Source organism: Bacillus sp. J33 (genome assembly GCF_000518885.1).
Classification (GTDB): Bacteria; Bacillota; Bacilli; order Bacillales; family Cytobacillaceae; genus Cytobacillus.
This window is the reverse complement of sequence record NZ_JAEL01000034.1, coordinates 1-22,276: the sequence shown is the minus strand read 5'-3', so window position 1 is coordinate 22,276 and position 22,276 is coordinate 1. Positions and strand designations below refer to the sequence as shown.

Genomic DNA, 22,276 nt, shown 5'->3' with positions numbered 1-22,276 from the left:
GCTGCTGAGAAAGCCCATAGATGCCTCGTCTGCCATTTTTAAATTTACGTATTACATTAATCTCCCTTCCATCAGCAATTCAGGTAACATAAAGGGTACAGAGAGTCAATATTAGAGTCTAAAATAGGCAATCTAATATTAACTGCTTGGTTTACAAAGGATTTGAATAATGCTTCCGGCACTTGCCAGCGGGTCAATATTCTTTTGAAATTCTTTAATTTTATCTTTTGAAATTTCAATTTCCTTTGGGGAATAAAGTAATTTTTCAATTAGATTATTGATTTTCTTTAAATCACTAAATTCTATAGCTAAACCTTTTTTAACTAAATAATCACAATTATTCTCTTCATGCCCGGGAATAGGCTGATAAATACAAATAGGAAGCCCTTTAGATATAGCCTCATAACAGGTGAGCCCGCCAGGCTTTGTAATAAGTATATCGGCTGATGCCATCCATTCATCTACATGTTCAACATATCCTAAAATATGAACGTTAGGATGCTGATCTATTTCATCTTTTAATAAGGACCTTCTTAGTTTTTCATTCTTCCCTGTACATATAATTACCTGAAGTTTTTCTTTCCATTTTAAAAGTTCTGAGGCAATCTGCTTAATACCGCCTAAACCCAATCCTCCTCCCATAACCATTACTGTAGGAATATTATTGAGCGCTAATTTTTTCCTGGCGTCCTCTTTATTTTTCTTAACCCAAAAATTCGAATCGATGGGCATGCCTGTTACGATCAGGCGATTATTGGGAATTCCCATTTCCATTAATTGATTAGAAACATCCTTGCAAGAAACCAAATAAAAGTCTACCTCTTTATGAACCCATGCTCCATGCACATGATAATCAGTAACTAACGTACAAAGTTCGAAGGAATGCCCCCGATTCTTAAGCCGAGATACAGAAGAACTAGTAAAGGGATGTGTACAGATGATTAGGTGTGGTTTTTCCTGTTCAATAATACATTCAATTTTGCGATGAAACAGCTGATAAATAACCAATTTTCTTAAATTGGATATGGGCATGTTTTGTTTATATTGATACATTTTTCTCCATAAAGAGGGACATAAGATCACCATTTTGAGGTATGAATTAACCAGTAGCTTAGATGTAATCGGATGAAGGGACCTTCCGACCTCTAGTATCTTTGTATGAATTGATGGATCAAGATGAGAAATTCCTTGTACTAATGCTTCTGCTGCCCTAGTGTGGCCATTACCAATAGCTTCAGACAGGATTAAGACCTTTTTACTCACTTTATCACCCTTACCAAGAATTATGTGGCATTTAATATTTTCAATATAACGAAATAAAAACGATCTCATAACGCTATACTGTTACCCAGTCAATTTCTACCCATCATTCCGGCTAAACCTAATAAAACAACCATTTTTATAAAATCGAAGGGCACCATTTTTACTCTATTTTTTCCAAATACATTCAATATAACCGATAGATTGAAATGGGAGCTTGAGGATCTTTCTTTCAAAGAATTTGGAGAAATTCTTAACATATTATTTCCGGAGAAAACTGGCTCATCCTGAAAACCAGTCCAGCAATTCTGCAGAAGGGCTCTAATACTCTTATTGCAGCCATTACACAAATCCCAATTTCTTCTCCATCGAAAACTATTACGGTGCCGCCATTCAATTGAAGATTACTTAAAACACTTGTATAGCTTAGCTAAAAGGTCAATCATCACATAAAAAATTCAATCATTAACAGGGCAGGGGAGAAGAGACGCCGCCCTTTCCGGCCACGCCTCTCACAAATATATTTATTGAATGATTATCCGTTTTTTCTCAGTTAACCCGTTCGCTTCAATCTGCAGCATAATTTCTCCAGCCGTTAAAGCTTTTAACTCCCCAGTTTCCGGATTAAAGAGGGCTGCATATTTTCCAGATGCTTCTGCCCGGTTCAGTTCTTCCTCTTTGCCGATAAAGACATTGTCGCTGCCATTCCATTTGACTGTGGCAGGATAGTGAAGCGGGAAGTTCAAATTGCCTCTTTGTTGTCCGATGGCCTGTACTTTTTCCGTTTCACCAGTTTTGATGGATTCTGATGCTTGAAGAGTGATGGATAATAATAATGGACGAACTTCTGCCTGGATCCAATCTGAACCAGAAATTTGACTCTGTGAACGTTCCGGACCTTTTGCTTGATCTGGTACTGCTGTTGGATCAACACCAAATAATGTCCATTCATAAAATCCGCCTGAATCAGCTGCTCCATAAGGTGCTTTTCCAGCTGGTCCAACGACCATATATGGTACGCCTTCTACACGTTCAACGCTTACGGTATGAGCATGACCCCCAATAAATAACGCGCCTTTGCCACCGGATGTTTGGCGGAATTCGGTTAACCATTGCTCGAGAAGTCCTGATTCTTTTCTATCGCTAAGCTGACTGTTTTTCGTCGGAAGCGGGTCCCGAGTTGGATGGTGTGCCATAACTACCACATTTTTTACATTTGGATCCTTTGCCGCTTCATTGATTGTTCTTTTCAAGTCAATCAGCTGCTGAAAGTCACTTGTGCGAAAACTGCCAGTGGATGAATCCAACAAAATAAATCTCGTACCTTTGTGGTCAAACGTATAGCGGTTATTCTCATAAACACTTAAGAAGTTATGCAAGGTGCCAGGCCCCATGATTTCATGGTTGCCAGGAATATAATAGATAGGAAGCTTATCCCCAACTTCTTCCTCTAATATTTGCTCAGCAAGTTCAAAATCTTCCCCCCATGCAGTATCAACTAAATCTCCATTAATCACTAAGAAATCAGGATTTGCGTCGACAATTTGACGCAGTGATTCTCGGGCCATTTGGACTTGAGGACTGTTAGGTGATTTTGCGGCAAACTGACTATCGGCGAGAACGGCAAATGTCCAGCGATTTTTTCCAATTTCGCCATTTTGAATAATAAGCGGGTCTGGTGCCTGTTCCTGTTCAGGAACCTCTATTGATGTTGGAACTTTAACAGTAAGGTCATCAAAAATCAATTGACCTGTGTACTGGCTGTTTTGATTCGTTTCTACTGGATAAATACGATACAGCTGAACTGGATAACGAACGCCTTCCGGTACGGTCGCTTCAACATATTTCCAGCCTGTCCAATTGACTTTGTCTGCAAGGGTTAACGTATAGTTTGTGTTGGCTGCATCCGTAATCACGGTGCGAAGCCAGGCGCCGTTTCCATCACCTTTTACCCATACCCCAATCTTTTGTACCTCACCTGGAAGCTCAAGCTTTGGTACGGCTTGTAAATATGCTGCACGAGTAGCGGTTGTCGTTGAAAAATCATAGCTTAGCTGTAAGCCTTGGCCAACTCTGCCCTCTACTTGCTTCATTGAAGCACCAACAGCACTGGGATATTTCGTATAAGACCAGCCATCCGCCTTTTCAAAATCAGACACTTTCTTTGCAGCAAGACCAATCGTAACTGGAAGATATGTTGTTTGATCTTGAACCGTAATGGTGATCAATGAGGACTCTCCATCTTTTTTAGGAACAACTGTAAAGCTTCCGTTTACATTTTCCATAATGGAAATGACGGAAGAATCAAAGTCTAATTCCACATCATGTGCTTCAATAGGAGCAAGATATCCGTTTTTGTCATACCCGACCACTGAAAAGCTTGTCTGTTGTCCAGCTTCAAGACTCAGTCTTGAGGATGATGCTTCAATACGATTCAATTCACCAAGCACAGTCAGTTCCATCGTACCTTTTGCAGACTTCACTTGAGCCTCAGCAACAGCTGACCCTGGTTTTTTCGCCAGAAAAACACCATTGTCTTCAAATGTACCTACATCTGAAGGAAGTGCCTTCCAGGTAATGTCACCAACCGAAACCGGCGAATAATTTTCATCATGTCCACGGCCGATAAATGTTCTTGTTAAACCTGGAAAAACCCGATTGCTATTTTCCGAGTTAAATACCGTTTCAACGTTAAAGCCTTTTAATTTACCGCTTCCAGCTTTTGCAAAAATACCTATCCCATTTGGCACAGCACGTTCAGACCCATCAGATGGCTGATTTATGACCTCTGCATCATCTTTGCCCGGCTTACGGGCAACCATTGTTGTTGATCCGCCGCCATCAAGATTGAGGGCATAATATGCACCATATTCCTTCATTAACTCAGCAAGTTCTTTAAACGTCATCCCACGGCTATCTGTTTGACGTCCATCAACCACAGCCAAGATCATCTTTTTTCGATCTTCCGAGAATCCGACCGCTGTTCGTGGAGCTGCCGTTGTATCATCTAAATGTTCAATCACTTGTCCATTTTCTATGAGCTTAATATTTCCGCCGACTGAAAACGCAAGCGCTCCATCATTGTCCCATTTTGGAGTATATTCTACACTTACCTCATCCCCAATGGATAAAGCTTTTAATACTTCAGCCCCTTTTTCACGTCCTACAAGAACAAATGCATTCTCGGAAATCGCACCGCTTCCTGCTTGTTCGGAAACTGCCGATACCTTTCCATTCTGAACAATAACTTCATACACAGGACTGCCGCTAGGTGATCTTTCTGCAGCTCCCCAAACAGACGTATATAAACCAATCCCATCCCTTGGTATGGCATATTGATTAAGTGCAGCAAGAGTAAATTCTCCTTTGGGAAGCGTTACCTTTCCATCCAGTAAAATCGCGGAAATGTGACCAAGTCCGTTTTCATCCACACTTGCTGTTAAGGTATGTCCACCTTGAGGTCCTTTAATAATCGATCCTTCTTTGATTGCCGTTCCAAGCGGAGCCTTCGTATTGTTAATGTCAAAAAAATCACCATTTACTCCAGCAACAGCACCTGCTTCCTTTGCCATTTCAGACAATGGCTTCGCTGAAGAGATCGAACCGGGATACAGAAGATCCGTCGAAATGTTTTCATTTTGCAACTCAATCGCCATGACCTCTCCATTCAACCATCCGCGTGCATCAAACCGTTCAAAATTTGTAAGCTCAATTCCTGGACCAATTGTAGTTGTCTTTTCGTTCGATACTAGCGTTTCACCAGCCGGACCAACGAAAATGACCGGTTCCGTTCTGTCTGAAGAGGTTGACCTGGCTTGGGCAACATCAGAAGGCTCGTTTTTCGCCTGTGCCGCTGGTGCTGAAGGAACCGTAATAAGTGAAGCGAGGAATACATTCATCCACCATTTGTACTTCATTTTTATTCTCCTTTCCTTAATCTAATGGTAAAAATCAATAGAGTAATAGATTCATCCTTTCATAAAAATGGGAATATATCTATAAAATAACTAATGGATGTTAATTTACTTTTGAAGTTTTATTAGTTTTTGTAGGTCGAAAGGATGAAATTAATTTACAAATAGTCAATTTTTTTGTTTTAAGGGGCGGAAAATAGATAGTCCTGACTTACCTTTTTTAAGCATTATGGAACATATGAACCCAACCGTTTTTCATTGAGTTTTCCATCTTCCTATGAAAAACCGGCAACATAATCTTAAAAGAAGGCTTTTATTAAAGCTAAGGGGTGTTTATTATCTGCCGAATCAGGCGGCCTATTTGTTCAACTAAAGGATGCAGGGTAGTGCAGGAAGATGTAACTTTTTTATATTTAATAGAAAAACGAAACCTATTATTTTCCAAATCGTATAAAAGGGTATAATCAAATTTTAAAATCGGAGGTATTGTCATGTATGATTATAAGTTTATTAAAGTTCAAGTCGGTGTGTTAAGTGGCAAACCGAAAGAAAATTATGAGGATATTATTAGAGTATACGCGCAAGAAGGATGGCGTTTACACACTTTTCAACCATTGCCATTCGGGGCTGGCGGGCAAGCACTGGAAATACAGCTTATCTTTGAAAAAGAACTTAAATGATAAGGAGGATCAGGTTATACCCTTTCTTATTCTAATAACAGGTGCTTAAAGTTCACAATAAAGGCTTTGCATAATCTTCCACCATCTGGCGCTGTTCTTTAAAAAGGTGTTTTTTATATTGGGCCAAAATTTTAATGTATTTAGAGAAAATAATAGTTAGCCAATAAGATATAGAGTCCCTTTATTTAATTGAAGGATAATCCATACTTTTAAAAATTATAAAATATGACTAAATAAGGGGGGCTTCAATTGGATGAAAAAAAGAAAGAAAAAATAAAAACTTGGCTGCTGATTATAATGGTGCTATCACTGGTTGGCTCCTTCGTATTATTTTTCATTGGGCATTATATGATTGGCTTTGCAGTTGGTGGGGTTTTTATGGTTGTGGCTACCTTTTTAGGTCAGTGGACTTCCCATAAAAATGCTGATTATGTACACAGGAACATATATAGTAACAAAAATAAGTGGTAATATTACGAGGGTTAAGAGGCAGAGGAATGTCCGGTTTGTAAAAGATAAAAAATTAATTAAGTATTAAATTCTAATTCAATCAACGGGCGTAATGCTGGATTAAATCCCAATTTCTCAATTATGTCACTGAGAGATCGGGATTTTTTAATACTATAATACCCTTAACGTTGTAAATCCGCGTTTTGCTAGCGGTATCCCTTTAATCTATGCTAGACTATACAAAATAACATGCACTGTAAAAGATCAAAGGAGGTAAAAATGTTTAAAAAAATATTAAAACAAATCAAGCAACTTTCCCAAGGCAGCAGCGCGAGAAGACATGGTCATTATCGCCGAGGCAGCAGTAGCAGCAACCGCCGGTATAAACGATCTCCAATGAATGGAAGTAACTACTACAAACGGAAGGGTCGGAGCAGCAGCTAATCTCCCTCTCCGCGGTTAATGTACCTTTTCTTTCTCTTTAAGTACTGCATGAAGGTCGGCTGAAATTTCACTAATACTTGAATAGGGTTCTTTAATTTGTAAAAGCCTTTTCAGCAAATAAACGGTTCCCTTTTCTAAAGAAAGTTCTTCTGTCCAAGGAAGAGCTTTTTTATTTTTGGAAGAGTACGATGTATAAAGCAAATATAAAAGTATTTCACCTAAATCATAGTAGTCCTGCTGTTTCATTTCCTGGAGGATACTTTCTTGTTTATTTTGTGAAGAACAAGAGGATGTTTGAAATGGATCAGCGGCAGCTCTCTGCTCAGACAAACCAAAATCAATCAAAAAGGGCTCGTTATTTTTTAGTATAATGTTTGGAATACGTAAATCTCGATGATAAATGTTTTTTTTATGAAGATAATCGACTAATTCGAGCAGATTATCAAGAATTAGCAGAGATTCTTTCTCGTTAAAAGTTTTCTTATCGTGAAAAATTTGGTCTTCTAAATTGTCGCCTTCAATGAAACTCATTACATAAAAAAAATATTTATTATTTGAAAAAGATTCATATATTCTTGGCATATTTTTGTGGTTCAATGTACGCAAAACAGAGATTTCACTTTCAAACAGCTCAACCTCTTTTTTGCTGCGACGTTTACTTGGACGAAGCTGTTTAACCACTCTTTTTTCATTTGACTTCAAATCATTACATAGATAAACAATACCATAGCTTCCAGACCCTATTACACTCAAAATCTCATAACGATCGTTCAAAACCGTCCCTTCTTTAATAGGTATATCTACAAAAAACTGGTAAATTTTTCGAGTTAAATGCAAAATTGAAACTTTCCTCACCTCATCTTTTAATTAGGTATTGCACATAGCTTAAGACCCCTAATGATCAAATGTTTGAGTGTCTTTAGAACTTTATGTACTAGTAGAGCTCACAAAATCAAATTTGTATTGAATAGTAAGTATAAAAAGTACTCTTCTTAGGAAGTTTACTCTATAAAAATACCTTTAAAGATCGTAGAAGCCGAAACCTTGTAACTTTTTCAATTTCCCTAACTATCATTTTCGAGAATGCATGATGATAGTCTGTCTTAATTTTAGCTGATTACCCTTAGATCTTCCAGCCATATTCGGTTCTACCAAAATAGTATGATTTACGCTGGATTTGCATTGAAATTTCTTCGATTCTTACCATTAAATCCTCTAATTTGCTTTGACCATAACAATCCTCCTAAAAATAGAAGAGTGGATGAATTTTTTAAACTTTTGGAAAAGAAAATATCTATTTATTCAAGTATTTGTATGTTATCTTTAAAAAGGTGAATTTTATCAGGAGGTTTACCTTAATGATTGAATTGACACTTTTCTTTTTATTTACTATTGGTTTTGCAAATTATTTTTTTAATAGGGTTAACAAGAGATTTTCTTCAGCTAACGAAGAGCTTGAACTGGAGCAGATTATTCCTTTTTTACAGGAAAAAGGCGGAAACCATCTGTCACACCTCATCTTGCTGCAGGATAAAGATGTGTACTGGGCGCAGGATGGAAGAGTACTAATTTCATATAAGAAAATTGGAAATAAATTGGTTGTTCTCGGTGACCCGATTGGCGAAGAACCGGCTTTTCAAGCGGCCATTAGAGAATTTAATGAATTAAGTAAAAGCAAAGGGCTTACACCTGTTTTTTATCAAATTAGCCCTCGATACATGCACTTTTACCATGACACTGGTTATCGGTTCCTCAAATTAGGGGAAGAGGCGATTGTCAACCTCGATAAATTTACCCTTGAGGGAAAACAGGGGGCAAAGCTGCGGACGAGGCTTAATAAATTCACCCGTAATGCTTACACCTTTAAAGTTATTAATCCTCCTTACTCCAATGATTTACTGTCGGAGCTTAGAGTGATTTCGGATTCATGGCTGGGGGACCAAAAGGAAAAGGGATTTTCAGTCGTTTCTTTCAGTGAGGAGTATGTTTCTTGTTTTCCAATTGCTTGTGTTTCGGACCCAGAGGGAAATATCGTAGCGTTTGCGACACTGGCGGATGATTATAAAAAGACCATGGCCATTGATTTAATGAGGAAATCTTCCGAGAGCCCGCATGGAACGATGGATGTTTTATTTATTCACATTTTTAAATGGGCAAAAGAAAGGGGCTATAAGCACTGCAGCTTAGGAATGGCGCCTCTTGCACATGTCGGGGATAGTCCATTTTCTTTTAAAAAAGAAAAGCTGGCACGATTAGCCTATCTTCACGGAAATTCATTTTATAATTTTAAAGGGCTGAAAGAATTCAAAAGTAAATTTGCCTGCACGTGGGAACCGAAGTATTTAGCATACAAAAAATCCTTCCTGCCAATTGTCGTTATTCAATTGCTATTATTAATCAACAGCCAGCCACATCCAAAGTATGTAATAGATAAGATTAAGTATTTGTTTAAAAATGCTGGATAAATAAAAGGGACACGGGGACAGGTTCAGTGTCCCAGCCTGAAAAGGCAATCATTTGAAGAAAGCTCTGTTGAGGGAAATCTCAGCAGAGCTTTTCTGATTGATAAAAATCTTTGTAATCTCGGATACAGCCCAATTCACCATACATAAAAATTAATGGAGAGGTGTGTAATATTTATGTCTTAGAACAAAAGATTAGCAACTATAATCTTATTTGACCACCTTGTTCATTGCGGTTTATTTTTACTTAAATAAAATATTATCGTTGACAATATACCTGTTGGGGTATAATATGAAACTTGTTAATGACATTTTTTTATAATGAAGGAGGTTAAAATGATATTTTAATTTTAGCTGCAATATGAATTGCATTTATTTTATATAAAAGCTATTTCCCGGATTTATGTCTACCCTTTTATTCAATACATGATTATTCATCACAAGTTATATTTAAATGAAACCTTGCTAAATATAAAAATGAATTGTTAAAGGAGGAAAAACAGTGGATTACAATGATCAAATGAAAAATAGAATAAAACGTATTGAAGGACAGTTAAGAGGAATTTTAAAAATGATGGAAGAGAATAAAGACTGCAAAGAAGTTATTACTCAATTATCTGCATCAAGAACTGCCCTTGACCGAACAATTGGATTAATTGTTAGCTCAAATTTAGTCGAGTGTGTTCGGAATGCTGATAAAAATGGTGAAAATACAGAAGAGCTGGTAAAAGAAGCTGTAAGCCTACTGGTAAAAAGTCGATGAAAAAGGGGTGATACCCTCTTTTATTTTCTTTCACATATACCCTTTGGGGTAATTGTGTTTTGGGTTAGCCGGAAAACGATGAAAAAGGGTTATTTTTTTTAATTTCAAAATACCCATACCGGTATATGTTGTAAAATCGCTTTTAGGAGGTACTAACATGACAGAAAAGAAAAAAACAACAATTGTCTTATTTAGCGGCGATTACGATAAAGCAATGGCTGCTTATATTATCGCAAATGGTGCAGCTGCTTATGACCATGAAGTAACAATTTTCCATACGTTTTGGGGATTAAATGCCTTACGTAAAGATGAAAATATTCCGGTCAAAAAAGGGTTCATGGAAAGAATGTTTGGCAAAATGATGCCAAGAGGTGCTAATAAAATGGGACTTTCAAAAATGAACTTTGCTGGATTTGGTCCCAAAATGATTAAAGATATTATAAAAAAACATAACGCTATACCTTTACCAGAATTAATTGAAATGGCCCAAGAACAAGAAGTTAAACTTGTAGCATGTACCATGACGCAGGATTTGTTAGGTCTTAAACAAGAAGAGCTATTAGATAATATTGAATATGCAGGAGTTGCTGCTTATCTAGCGGATGCTGAGGAAGGTAATATTAATCTGTTTATATAGTACGAGATAGGGGGTTCCACTGCGTAAAAATGGAGGTTATCAAATGGAATAGGTATATGATCTTGTTATTGTGCTATTTTTATTCTTTATGTTTAGGAGGTTCTTACCATCAAAATGTCTTAACCATTTTTCCACAATAGAATTTCGTATGCATGAATTAGATAAATAAAAAGAGTATATCATGGCATGTCGTTCTGGAGGAAGAACTGGTCGTGCTACGCAATTCCTTGAAAGTTATGGATTTAACGTAATCACTATGGTTGGTGGAATGCTTGCTTGGGAAGGTAGAGTTGAATAAAATTTTTTAATAAAAATAATACCCATATAGGTATAAAAATAGGAGGATTTAAGATGGAAAACTTAAAAGCTAATATGATTTTAGATGCAAAAGGATTAGCATGTCCGATGCCTATTATTAAAACAAAAAAGGCAATAAATAACCTAGAGGCAGGGCAAGTATTAGAAGTTCAAGCAACAGATATAGGGTTCAAAGCTGACTTGAAAGCATGGTCTGAAAGCACAGGACATCATTATTTGGGGACAATCGAAGAAGGCGAAGTGATGAAGCATTATATTCGCAGATTTTCTAATGATGAATCCATTGAAAAAAAGCATCCAGATGTTATCAATAATGAAGGTCTGGAGAAAAAGCTTGAAGCAAATGAGAACATAGTGGTTATCGATGTAAGAGAAAGTGCAGAATACGCTTTTAGCCATATTCCAACTGCAATCTCCCTTCCATTAGGCGAATTGGAAAACAAATTAAATGAATTAAACAAAGACGATGAATTTTACTTAGTTTGTCGAACAGGAAATCGCAGCGATCTAGCTGCACAGAAATTAACCGAAAATGGCTTTACTAACGTAATTAATGTTGTACCTGGCATGAGTCAATGGAAGGGTAAAACAACAGATATCAGCAACTGAAAAATCAGGAGGAATAAACAATGAATAAAAAAGTAGCGATTATTGAAAGTAATGGCGGATTATTTGATGCATACAAGGTATTTAATATTTAACGGCAGCAGCAGCAACCGATCAAGAAGTAGCCATTTTCTTTACATTCGAAGGTTTGAATTTAATTCATTAGGAAGCATACAAACAACTTCCAATGCCTGAAGGTAAAGAACATTTTGCAGACGGATTTGCAAAAGCAAATGTACCTTCCATTCCGGAATTGGCTGCATTGGCACAAGAAATGGGTGTTAAATTTATAGGTTGTCAAATGACAATGGATGTAATGGGATTGAAAAAAGAAGACTTTGTTAAAGGAATTGAAGTAGGTGGGGCAGTAACATTTTTAGAATTTGCAAAGGATGCAGATGTAACGTTAACTTTTTAAATCATATATATTTTTTAAACCTAAAAATACCATAGGGGGTATTATTGATGACTGTAAATGCATTGACTTCAAAAGAATTGACGAAAAAGGTTTTCAATAAAGAAGAGTTGTTTATTCTTGATGTTCGTAATGAAAGTGATTTTAATGATTGGAAGATCGAAGGAGAAAACTTTGAGTATTTAAATGTTCCTTATTTTGAATTGCTTGATGGCGTTGAAGAAATTATGGAGAATATTCCTGCTAATAAGGAAGTATTGGTTGTTTGCGCAAAGGAAGGTTCATCGATAATGGTAGCAGAAATGCTTTCTGATGCCGGATTAAACGCGTCATACCTTAAGGGTGGAATGAAGGTATGGAGTGAACATTTAGAACCGGTTAAAGTGGGCGAGATAAATGATGGTGGCGAAGTTTATCAATTCGTTCGAATCGGTAAAGGCTGTCTATCATACATGGTGCTTTCAGGTGGTGAAGCAGCAGTGATTGATGCAGCACGTATGACAGATATCTATCTTGATTTTGCCGAAAGCATGGGTGCAAAAATTACACACGTATTTGATACGCACCTTCATGCTGACCATATTTCCGGAGGACGCTCAATTGTCGCGAAAACTGGCGCAGCGTATTGGCTGCCACCAAAGGATGCAACAGAAGTTACTTTTGATTACCAACCATTAGAAGATGGTAATGATGTAACAATCGGCAACACAACCATTAATATTGCAGCATTATATTCACCAGGTCATACTATTGGTTCTACATCTTTTGTAGTTGATAAAAAGTTCTTGCTTTCAGGCGATATTTTGTTCATTGATTCAATCGGAAGACCCGACCTGGCAGGTAAGGCAGAAGATTGGGCTGGTGATTTAAGAGAAACTCTATATAAACGCTACAGAGAGTTGTCAGAAGAACTGATTGTCCTACCAGCACATTTTATGATCATAGAAGAGTTAAATGAGGATGGTAGTGTGTCAGAAAAATTAGGTACATTGTTCGCAAGAAATCACGGACTCAATATTGAAGATGAATCTGAATTTAGAAAATTAGTAACAGAAAACTTACCACCACAGCCAAACGCGTATCAAGATATTCGTGAAACGAATATGGGGAAAATCAATCCCGGCTTAGATAAACAGCGCGAGATGGAAATTGGACCAAATCGCTGTGCGGTTCGCTAAAAATAGGGGGGAATAAAATGAAAGTAACAAAAGTATTAGACGCAAAGGGGCTAGCTTGCCCAATGCCAATTGTAAAAACTAAAAAAGCAATGAATGAACTGGAAACTGGTCAAGTTTTAGAAATACATGCAACTGATAAAGGGGCCAAAAATGACCTTACTGCATGGGCGAAATCAGGTGGTCAGGAGTTAATTAAACAAGAAGTTGATGAAAATGTTTTCAAGTTTTGGATCAGAAAAGTTTAAGAAAAAGGGAACCGGATTTGGGTTCCCTTTTTTTAGGGGGAGTCAGTACAATGGATATTGGATTTATAATTACAATCTTTTTAATAGGCTTTATTGGTTCATATATATCAGGAATGTTAGGAATAGGTGGTTCCATTATTAAATATCCGATGCTTTTATATATCCCACCGCTATTCGGCTTAGCTGCTTTTAGTGCCCACGAGGTTTCAGGAATTAGCGCTGTTCAAGTATTTTTTGCAACTATTGGTGGTGTTTGGGCATACCGTAAAGGGGGCTATTTAAATAAAACGCTAATTGGATATATGGGAGCAAGTATCTTAATTGGGAGTTTTGTTGGCAGTTATGGATCAAGGTTAATGACGGAGGGCGGAATTAACCTAGTTTATGGTATTTTAGCATTAATTGCAGCTGTTATGATGTTTGTTCCGAAAAAAGGAATTGACGATATTCCTCTTAACCAAGTGAAGTTTAATAAATGGTTGGCTACATCGCTCGCACTTATTGTTGGTATTGGCTCTGGAGTCGTTGGTGCTGCTGGTGCATTCTTATTAGTGCCTATCATGCTCGTGGTGTTAAAAATTCCTACGCGAATGACTATTGCCTCATCATTAGCCATTACATTTATTTCTTCAATCGGTGCAACCGTCGGAAAGATTACAACCGGACAAGTAGAATTCCTGCCTTCATTCATTATGGTTGTTGCAAGCTTAGTCGCCTCGCCACTAGGTGCAATGGCTGGAAAGAAAATAAATACTAAGATTCTGCAAGTTGTTCTGGCATTATTAATTTTAGCAACAGCTATTAAAATTTGGATGGATATTTTATAGGTTTTATGAAGCACATACAAAGAAATACGGACTCTAAGTTTTAAATAATCTTTGAATAAGAGAGATTTGGAAATTGGAGCTAATTAGCAATGTCGAAGCGGTTGATATTGTTAAAAACCCAAGAAAATGTTCTATTAAAGATACCCTATAAAAAATATTGCTAATAAAAAAGACAGGTACACATCACACCTGTCTTTTTTATTGCAAAAATCATTATAAAAAAAACCTTAAATTGCATATGGCTCATATGATTTAAGAAGATATCGCTCTATAAATTCGGCTAATCCATCATGTTCGTGGTGTCCTGTAACAATATCAGCTGCTGCTTGAACCTTTTCGCTAGCGTTTCCCATTGCCACACCAATACCGGCATGACGAAGCATCTCTATATCATTAGGTCCGTCTCCAATAGCTGCGACTTCATTTGGACTAATTTGAAATTCGGTAAGTAAGCTTTTTATAGCAGACCATTTGGAAACATTAGGAGCAACTATCTCAAACCCGTCATTCCAATCGATTACTTCTCCTTCCTTTTTAAACAAAGCGGATAATTCAGTACTTGATGCACCTGTACGAACACTATATTTAAGAACATCTTGATAAGTTGCCTGTCTTAAATCTCCAATATACCGTGGCGGAATTTGCCCAACTTCTGTCCAATAATCAATTTCTTCATTTGTTTCCTTACAATAAAGCCCATTTGCTGTATGGATAATAACATTACAAGGACTTTCAGCGGTCAGATGGTGAAATCGTTCTTCGTTTAATCGGACGGTTGTCATTTGCATAACTCTTCCTGTCTCTGCATCGTGAATAGCGGCACCATTCAAACAGATCATCGGAGTCCGTAATCCAATTTCTTTATGGTAGGGAGCGGTTACTTCATAGTGCCGGCCAGTGGCTAGAAAAACCTTGACTCCCTGATTAATGAGCCTATTAATGGCTTCCATATTTCGGCGGGAAATGTAGTTTGAGGCTTTTAGCAGTGTACCATCCATATCAATAAATATTGCACGCACATTCATTTATACTGCCTCCTCTTTCGTTGCTAAACCAATCATATCATCTGAATATTAAAGCCCAGTAAACTCAGTGTATAGATTAAGTGAAGTTTATTGGGAAGCAGGAGACGTTTCTTCTGAAAGATAAGAATGTTATTCCATTAACGGGGGGCTTGAGTTAAATAAGTACGGGCTAGCTGCAACAGCCTTTGACCTTCAGCAATCTGGCACTTTTCCTGAAGGACAAAGGTCTCTATTTCAAGAAGTTCTTAGTGTATTTTGATCTATTCATTTAAAATGCCAAACCGTTTTTAAATATTACACAGAACGGAACAATTAAATAAAGGGGAGGACTTATTTAACCTCCCTTAAGCCTTTCCCTTCAAGAATCTCTTGAATACCTTCTTCACAAACCCCATATGAACGCCAGGAACAAGTTTCACACACAGTTTGAATATCGGAGGGGACAACATACTTTTGGATGTGCGACTCAATGTCCTCCCACTTCAGTATTTGCCCTATTTTAAGCCCTAATTTCTCTAAAATAGCGGCATCTCTTTCATAAATATTGTCGTGTTGGCAGTGGTATTCCCCTGAGTTTGGGTACTTTTCACACAACTGATCAGGTCCTTTTACAAGCTGAATCCACGTCTTGGGGTTGTTTCTCAATGTTTGATGCAAACGTGTCATATTTTCCACGTATTCTTTGGAATAGCCCATTCCCCGATACCCAAGAAGGCAAAAAAGATGATGACCTCGTAGTTTATACATAAATTTCCCCCACTTCGACAGGTTCGCTCACGTTCGAATGTTAACTAAAAAAAGAATAGGTTAACGCACTTGTTCATCATAACATATCACAATTAATCATCTGAGAAATTTTTATTTAAATAACGGCTCCGTTAATTGGAGATTTAACTGCCTTTCCAGGGGAGATTTTCTTGTTAAGCTGACATACAGGTTAGTGGATGGAGAATTTTATAAAGGGGTTTTATGAAAAGGGCAGATTCCATGGGTAAGATTAATGGTAAAATTGAGTGTGTGGAAAATTTGATAAAAAATCTAAACTAGTTGGTTACAATTAAATAGTATTAAAATTAGGGAGGAAGTGCAAAACTATGGATTTCGATACAGTTATGCAGGAGCTTGAAGCCCTCGGTAAGGAACGAACTAAAAAAATGTACATATCCAATGGTGCTCACGAGCCGCTTTTTGGCGTGGCTACAGGTGCTATGAAACCAATTGCAAAGAAAATAAAAATAAATCAGCCTTTAGCTGAAGAGCTATATGCCACAGGTAACTATGATGCAATGTATTTTGCAGGCATTATTGCAGATCCAAAAGCCATGACCGAGTCAGATTTTGACCGCTGGATGGATGGAGCGTATTTTTATATGCTGTCGGATTATGTGGTGGCAGTAACTTTATCAGAGTCAGATATTGCACAAGACGTTGCTGATAAATGGATTACAAGCGGTGAAGAGCTGAGAATGTCTGGAGGCTGGAGTTGCTACTGCTGGCTTTTAGGGAATCGCGCAGACAGTGAATTTTCCGAAAGCAAGATTTCCAATTTGCTTGATATTGTGAAAGATACGATACATCATTCACCAGAACGAACGAAATCCGCAATGAATAATTTTCTATACACCGTGGGGATTTCATTTTTGCCGCTACATGAAAAGGCAGTTGAGACCGCAAAGGAAGTCGGTACAGTAGAAGTCAAACGGGACAAGAAAAAAAGCAGTTTCCTAAACGCTTACGAAAGTATTCAAAAAGAAATTGATAGAGGGAGACTTGGTTTTAAACGTAAATATGTAAGATGTTAAAACCTTCACATCGGGGTGTTGATCCAAGAAGGATTGACGCTCTTTTTGTTAAAGCTGCTGAACTAACGCGGCAGGGCAGCTGCACAAGTTATAAATTGAATAGTTCAAAGAAAAAAGCATTTCTTCGCCTTGAGAAATGCTTTTTTCTTTGCCTAAATCCAAAGGAATATTTCCATGTCGATAAAAACATAACTATAATCAGTAATTATTTATTGTAAAACGATAAATATTATGTTAAATTCAATTTGATAATAAATTAGTGAGGTGCTTTTTATGAAAAAAGTAACAACGTTGTTTTTAAAAATAGCTGTTTTTCTTTTGGGAGTCCCCGTTCTTGCTTTGTGCATCTTTTTAGTTCCTGAGATAGGGAATATTACAGAAAAATTGCTTCCAGAGTTTGCTTTTATAAAATATCTCGTTTCCATCGTTTTTTATGCATCGGCAGTACCTTTTTATTTTGCTTTGTATCAGGCATTCAAACTTTTACGCTATATTGACAAAAATAAAGCTTTCTCCGAGCTTTCTGTAAAGGCTTTAAAGAAAATCAAATACTGTGCAATCATAATCAGTAGTCTGCATGTGCTAGTCTTGCCGCTCTTTTATCTCTTTGCAGAGAAAGACGACGCCCCAGGTGTCATCTTCATAGGATTGGTTGTTCCTTTTGCTTCAATGGTGATCGCAGTTTTTGCGGCTGTTCTCCAAAGGCTTTTACAAGAAGCAATTGATATAAAATCAGAAAATGATTTAACGGTCTGAGGTGAATAACATGGCGATTATAATCAATATTGATGTGATGCTGGCTAAAAGGAAAATGAGCGTAACAGAGCTTTCGGAGAGGGTTGGAATAACGATGGCTAACCTCTCTATATTGAAAAATGGAAAGGCAAAAGCGATTAGGCTTTCAACTTTAGAGGCAATTTGCAAAGCATTGGAATGTCAGCCCGGAGATATTTTAGAATACCGAAGTGATGATGACATCCAAAATTAATAAGGCAGGGAAATTTACGATTGAAAGGAAAATAAAGCTTTCTTTTTCCGTTATTTCATAATAGGGGAGTTACTTATGAATCTAACTATTCAAAAATGGAGGCACAAATCTTGAGAGCACTAAAACAACTCGTTCGTTTTGGCTGGGAACAGGCCCAATCCTGTTTGTTTCCTGTCGTTATTTTTGCCTCGTTGGCTATTACACAAATCTTGACACTTCCCTTCCTGCCACGTTATGACTGGCTGCTCATTATCTGTCTTCTAATGCAGTGGCAGATGGTGCGATCTGGGCTTGAAACACGGGATGAACTAAAGGTTATCACATTGTTCCACCTTATTGGGCTTGCCCTTGAACTTTTTAAGGTACATATGGGCTCATGGTCTTATCCGGAGGAAGGGTATTCCAAAATTTTTGGAGTGCCTTTGTATAGCGGGTTCATGTACGCAAGTGTAGCGAGTTATCTTTGCCAGGCGTGGAGGAGGCTTAAGGTTGATCTGGTTAAGTGGCCGCCGCTTTTGTTAGTTGTACCGCTTGCCGCTGCAATCTATTTGAATTTTTTTACCCACCACTATTGGATTGATGTTCGCTGGTGGTTATCTGGACTTGTAATGATCGTCTTTTGGCAAACATGGGTCACATACGAGGTTAATGGAACTCGTTACCGTATGCCACTCGCACTTTCTTTTGTACTCATCGGATTTTTTATATGGATAGCCGAAAATATCGCAACGTTCTTTGGAGCTTGGGAATATCCAAACCAAACCGATGCATGGAGTCTCGTTCATCTAGGAAAGGTGAGTTCATGGCTTTTATTAGTGATTGTCAGCTTTCTTATAGTCGCGACATTAAAGCAGGTCAAGGGGGAAAATTCCACTAGGATAGATGCTAATCAATCTTTATAACTAGAAAGACCCCTCTTTTAAGAAGGCTGTTCTCGCATGGTTGTTATTCCACGAATGGGCAAGCTGATCGAAGAAAAGAAGGGATAACACACAAAAATCCCCACAATTGTGGGGGTTTTTATTACCATCTATAGGCACTTTCACATGTATTAGCCTTCGGTTCATAATAACAATGTTGTTTAAATTGTCCTGCAAATGGCTGGTCGTACCATGTTGGCGGACATGGAGCATACGGATTAAAGTACCAAAGAGCATACTTCGAAGGATGTTCTCTCCAGTAGTCTAAGGTTTGTTTGGCTAATCTTTTTTCTACACTTCTTGCTCTGTTATAAAAAACATTCCCTTTCTGTACTGCTTCAAAAGAATAATTTCCTCCCTGTATTTGAAAAATCACTTGAGGTATTGTCCTTAAACCTTCAAAATCAAGACAATTAGCTTTTCGTCGATTGACAATTACATTCCCAACCATAAGCATCCCCAGTTTCCCTTCACCTTCGGCTTCTGCTCTCATCATCCTTGCCATTAAAGCTACGTCACTGTCGGTATATTGTACTCTTGGCATTTTTATCACCTCTAAAAGAATTGTATTAAGAAATCCTGTAAAAATGTTAATGGCTTCAGTTCCAGGTGAGAAAATATTATATAGCGCTGTAATTAGGGGGCAACCACATAGTGTTTAGCAGCCCGCTTTTTATTAGTGCATAAACAATGACAATGGCTTTACATCATTAAGAGCATAGAATTTTGCCGCCTCTTTTAGATGGAAGTATATAATAATGGAGAACACTATTGTCTTCTTTCATTTTATTTGCTAGAATTGTTTCATAGCTAACGATTCCGAAAATGAAGGAGGGGTTGTTATTCATTTAATGAATGAAGAAGGGGAATGGCTCCCTGAAGAAATAGATACAATTAAACGGCTGACAAAAATTCCGATTAATTCACTAAATTTAGATGCGATCGCAGTTGTCACCAATATATATCGGGCTGCACAAGGAGTAAGAAATAAAATGGAACAAGAAGTCTTAGCGGATTATGGCTTATCTTGGACAGCATTTTCCATGCTTTATGATTTGTGGATTTGGGACTCAATTGAGACAAAGAAATTAGCCGAGTCAGCTGGTGTCTCAAAAGCGACTATAAGCAATATAACTAAAACGCTTGAACGAAAGGAATTATGTGTCAGGAAAACGGATAACAGAGACCGAAGAATTACCTCCCTTTCTTTGACAGATAAGGGAAAGGCAGTAATGGAGGAACTCTATCCGCGGTTTCATAAAGGTGAATCTGAAATTGTTTCCGGTTTAACGATCAATGAACAAAAAAACATAACGAAAGTTCTAAGAAGGGTTATAAGGGAAAATAATTTCTAAAAAACACAATTTTAAAAAGAAAAAGTGATGATGGGAAACCCAGTAGTCGTTATCTCCCTGTTAACAGAGAGTCGGTGGTTGGTGCAAACCGGCACATAGATAACACGAATTACATTCCCTGAGCTTTCTTTGCTAAATAACGCAGCAAAGAACGGACGATCCGTTATTCGCAGAGTGGAAGGATTGTTATCCTTCAATTAGGGTGGTACCGCGTGCAAAACCACGTCCCTTTTTTAGGGATGTGGTTTTTATATTTTTTATAGGAGGAAACACAATGAGAAATTTACTGGCGCAATTAAATGATGAACAACGTACAGAAGTAAAGAGGCAAATGGCCATTTACAGCCAAGGGGTTCAAGAAATTATTCCAGCTGAAGAGCTTGAATATAAAATTGCCAAGTCCATATTAGAAAATAAACCACTAAAAATAAAACTAGGCTTAGATCCTTCTGCCCCAGATGTACACCTTGGACATACGGTGGTACTCAACAAAATGAGGCAATTCCAAGAGAATGGCCATCTTATTCAACTTATAATTGGCGACTTTACAGGAAAAATTGGAGATCCAACTGGAAAATCTGCAGCTAGGAAACAATTAACAGAGGAAGAAGTTAAGCATAATGCCAAAACATACTTCGAACAATTTGCAAAGGTTATTGATATGGAAAAAGTCGAGTTACATTACAACTCTAAGTGGCTGTCCAAATTAAACCTTGAAGATGTTATTCAGCTAGCAGGAAAAATAACCGTAGCAAGACTATTGGAAAGGGATGACTTTGAAGAAAGAATTGCTTTTGGCAAGCCTATTTCGCTGCATGAATTCTTTTACCCCCTAATGCAGGGATATGATTCGGTCGTTTTAGAGTGTGATATTGAGCTTGGTGGAACAGACCAGCATTTCAACATATTGATGGGAAGGCATTTTCAGGAAAAGTATGGCAAAGAAAAGCAGGTTGCCTTGCTGATGCCATTATTAGAGGGACTTGACGGTGTTGAAAAGATGTCAAAATCAAAGAAAAATTACATTGGAATTGATGAAATTCCACAAGAAATGTACGGTAAAGCAATGTCTATTCCCGATGAATTAATGAATAAATACTTTGAGTTAGTAACAGATTTTACACCAGATCAAATTCAAACCATCAAAGAGCAATTGAAAACAGGGGAACTGCACCCCAGGGACGCAAAAATGCTGCTTGCCAGGACGATAGTGAGAATGTACCACGGACAGGAAGCGGCAGAGAGGGCAGAACATCATTTTATCTCAGTCTTCCAAAATGGATCTATGCCTGATGAAATTCCTGTTATCGAGTGGGAAGGTGAAAGGGAAATTTCAATCATTGAGCTGCTAGTGGGATTGGAATTGTTAAAATCCAAAAGTGAAGCCAGAAGAATGATTGCGAATAGAGGTGTTAGAGTAGATGGAAACCAGGTAGACGATCCGCAATTGCAGCTAACCATCACTGACGGCTTAATTGTTCAGGTAGGAAAACGTAAATTTGTAAAAGTAAAATTATAAGAATAAAAGTAAAATCTGCCTAAGGACTGTTATTGAGGCATTTAACAGTCTTTAGGCAAACGTTTATATGTATGAAATGAAAGGAAGAGACAAGGCCAAGTTAGTATTAGATTTTAATTGGATTGATCTACGTCTGCAGTGAATTTTGTTTATGGCATCATAAAAATGTAGGTTATGGCATTTAATTTGTGCTGGCCCCTAGGGGCCTGCACAAATTAAAAATGGCCACTTGTCAACATTCCAAAATACACATACACTTCCTGTTGGGTACAAAACGTGCAGGAGGTATTTAAGGAGATGTTGGCAGTGGCCGAGATTAATTATATCAGACATGAGGTTAACAATAAAGACTGCGGATATTCAAGTGTAGCTAAAAGGACAGGGAGAGATCCGCGAACCATTAAGAAGTATGCAGAAATGGAGGATTTCAACCAAAAGCCAAAGAAAAGACAGAATAGGGCCGCTCCG

The 22,276-nt window shown here is 37.6% G+C and carries 21 protein-coding genes, 2 pseudogenes and 1 other annotated feature; of the genes and pseudogenes, 17 read left to right on the top strand and 6 right to left on the bottom strand.

From position 1 onward, the window contains the following. Window positions 1–138 precede the first annotated feature (138 nt). Window positions 139–1,263: an MGDG synthase family glycosyltransferase gene (locus L634_RS0112135; protein ID WP_026582683.1), complete on the bottom strand. Its 1,125-nt coding sequence runs from the start codon at window positions 1,261–1,263 to the stop codon at window positions 139–141. 521 nt (window positions 1,264–1,784) lie between these two features. Beyond that, window positions 1,785–5,177, bottom strand: coding sequence for a phosphodiester glycosidase family protein (locus tag L634_RS0112125; RefSeq protein ID WP_026582681.1), 3,393 nt, complete (start codon window positions 5,175–5,177; stop codon window positions 1,785–1,787). A gap of 488 nt (window positions 5,178–5,665) precedes the next feature. Between L634_RS0112125 and L634_RS0112120 the strand changes: the two genes are divergently transcribed. Next, window positions 5,666–5,854: a DUF4177 domain-containing protein gene (locus L634_RS0112120; protein WP_026582680.1), complete on the top strand. Its 189-nt coding sequence runs from the start codon at window positions 5,666–5,668 to the stop codon at window positions 5,852–5,854. A 249-nt stretch (window positions 5,855–6,103) separates the two neighbouring features. Next, a complete protein-coding gene (locus L634_RS0112115) occupies window positions 6,104–6,325 on the top strand; it encodes a hypothetical protein (protein ID WP_026582679.1) in 222 nt (73 codons plus the stop codon). A 438-nt stretch (window positions 6,326–6,763) separates the two neighbouring features. On the opposite strand, the gene L634_RS0112110 is transcribed toward L634_RS0112115, so the two are convergent. Continuing rightward, complete coding sequence (locus L634_RS0112110; protein WP_332249046.1) at window positions 6,764–7,522, bottom strand: protein kinase domain-containing protein; 759 nt, start codon at window positions 7,520–7,522, stop codon at window positions 6,764–6,766. 584 nt (window positions 7,523–8,106) lie between these two features. Between L634_RS0112110 and L634_RS31050 the strand changes: the two genes are divergently transcribed. From L634_RS31050 to L634_RS0112065, 9 genes and pseudogenes are all read left to right on the top strand, one after another. Further along, window positions 8,107–9,213: a phosphatidylglycerol lysyltransferase domain-containing protein gene (locus tag L634_RS31050; RefSeq protein ID WP_051428317.1), complete on the top strand. Its 1,107-nt coding sequence runs from the start codon at window positions 8,107–8,109 to the stop codon at window positions 9,211–9,213. Between the two features lie 499 nt (window positions 9,214–9,712). After that, window positions 9,713–9,973: a metal-sensitive transcriptional regulator gene (locus tag L634_RS0112095; protein WP_026582677.1), complete on the top strand. Its 261-nt coding sequence runs from the start codon at window positions 9,713–9,715 to the stop codon at window positions 9,971–9,973. A gap of 157 nt (window positions 9,974–10,130) precedes the next feature. Beyond that, entirely contained in the window at window positions 10,131–10,610 is a 480-nt protein-coding gene (locus L634_RS0112090) for a DsrE/DsrF/DrsH-like family protein (RefSeq protein ID WP_026582676.1), read from the top strand. A gap of 136 nt (window positions 10,611–10,746) precedes the next feature. Continuing rightward, window positions 10,747–10,908: pseudogene (locus L634_RS32660) on the top strand (rhodanese-like domain-containing protein); the annotation flags it as partial. Between the two features lie 53 nt (window positions 10,909–10,961). Continuing rightward, the gene (locus L634_RS0112085) at window positions 10,962–11,537 is read left to right on the top strand and encodes a sulfurtransferase TusA family protein (protein ID WP_026582675.1); all 576 of its coding nucleotides are present in this window, start codon (window positions 10,962–10,964) and stop codon (window positions 11,535–11,537) included. A gap of 20 nt (window positions 11,538–11,557) precedes the next feature. After that, a pseudogene (locus tag L634_RS31045) lies at window positions 11,558–11,952 on the top strand (DsrE/DsrF/DrsH-like family protein). Between the two features lie 47 nt (window positions 11,953–11,999). Next, complete coding sequence (locus tag L634_RS0112075) at window positions 12,000–13,127, top strand: MBL fold metallo-hydrolase (protein ID WP_026582674.1); 1,128 nt, start codon at window positions 12,000–12,002, stop codon at window positions 13,125–13,127. Between the two features lie 17 nt (window positions 13,128–13,144). Next, window positions 13,145–13,372, top strand: a complete 228-nt coding sequence (locus tag L634_RS0112070; protein ID WP_026582673.1) for a sulfurtransferase TusA family protein — start codon at window positions 13,145–13,147, stop codon at window positions 13,370–13,372. Between the two features lie 50 nt (window positions 13,373–13,422). Next, window positions 13,423–14,199 (top strand): sulfite exporter TauE/SafE family protein, encoded by a 777-nt coding sequence (locus L634_RS0112065; protein ID WP_026582672.1) that lies wholly within the window; start codon window positions 13,423–13,425, stop codon window positions 14,197–14,199. Window positions 14,200–14,426: 227 nt separating this feature from the next. Here L634_RS0112065 and L634_RS0112060 read toward each other — a convergent pair whose 3' ends face one another. Next, entirely contained in the window at window positions 14,427–15,224 is a 798-nt protein-coding gene (locus L634_RS0112060; protein ID WP_026582671.1) for a Cof-type HAD-IIB family hydrolase, read from the bottom strand. Between the two features lie 330 nt (window positions 15,225–15,554). Continuing rightward, entirely contained in the window at window positions 15,555–15,971 is a 417-nt protein-coding gene (locus L634_RS0112055) for a DUF1284 domain-containing protein (RefSeq protein ID WP_026582670.1), read from the bottom strand. 347 nt (window positions 15,972–16,318) lie between these two features. Between L634_RS0112055 and L634_RS0112050 the strand changes: the two genes are divergently transcribed. The 4 genes from L634_RS0112050 (at window position 16,319) to L634_RS0112030 (ending at window position 18,916) form a co-directional block, all read left to right on the top strand. Continuing rightward, a complete protein-coding gene (locus tag L634_RS0112050; protein WP_026582669.1) occupies window positions 16,319–17,026 on the top strand; it encodes a DNA alkylation repair protein in 708 nt (235 codons plus the stop codon). Between the two features lie 273 nt (window positions 17,027–17,299). Then, on the top strand, window positions 17,300–17,782 hold the full coding sequence (locus tag L634_RS0112040; protein ID WP_026582667.1) for a DUF2975 domain-containing protein: 483 nt from the start codon (window positions 17,300–17,302) through the stop codon (window positions 17,780–17,782). Window positions 17,783–17,792: 10 nt separating this feature from the next. Further along, window positions 17,793–18,014 carry a helix-turn-helix domain-containing protein gene (locus L634_RS0112035; RefSeq protein ID WP_026582666.1) on the top strand — a complete coding sequence of 74 codons (222 nt, stop codon included), beginning with the start codon at window positions 17,793–17,795 and terminating at the stop codon, window positions 18,012–18,014. Between the two features lie 110 nt (window positions 18,015–18,124). After that, on the top strand, window positions 18,125–18,916 hold the full coding sequence (locus L634_RS0112030) for a DUF817 domain-containing protein (RefSeq protein WP_026582665.1): 792 nt from the start codon (window positions 18,125–18,127) through the stop codon (window positions 18,914–18,916). A gap of 121 nt (window positions 18,917–19,037) precedes the next feature. On the opposite strand, the gene L634_RS0112025 is transcribed toward L634_RS0112030, so the two are convergent. After that, window positions 19,038–19,478, bottom strand: a complete 441-nt coding sequence (locus L634_RS0112025) for a cell wall hydrolase (protein WP_026582664.1) — start codon at window positions 19,476–19,478, stop codon at window positions 19,038–19,040. A 307-nt stretch (window positions 19,479–19,785) separates the two neighbouring features. Between L634_RS0112025 and L634_RS0112020 the strand changes: the two genes are divergently transcribed. Continuing rightward, window positions 19,786–20,289: a MarR family transcriptional regulator gene (locus L634_RS0112020; RefSeq protein WP_026582663.1), complete on the top strand. Its 504-nt coding sequence runs from the start codon at window positions 19,786–19,788 to the stop codon at window positions 20,287–20,289. Between the two features lie 18 nt (window positions 20,290–20,307). Continuing rightward, window positions 20,308–20,522, top strand: a binding site (T-box leader). Window positions 20,523–20,563: 41 nt separating this feature from the next. Beyond that, window positions 20,564–21,808 carry a tyrosine--tRNA ligase gene (tyrS, locus tag L634_RS0112015; protein WP_026582662.1) on the top strand — a complete coding sequence of 415 codons (1,245 nt, stop codon included), beginning with the start codon at window positions 20,564–20,566 and terminating at the stop codon, window positions 21,806–21,808. The last annotated feature ends 468 nt before the right edge of the window (window positions 21,809–22,276 follow it).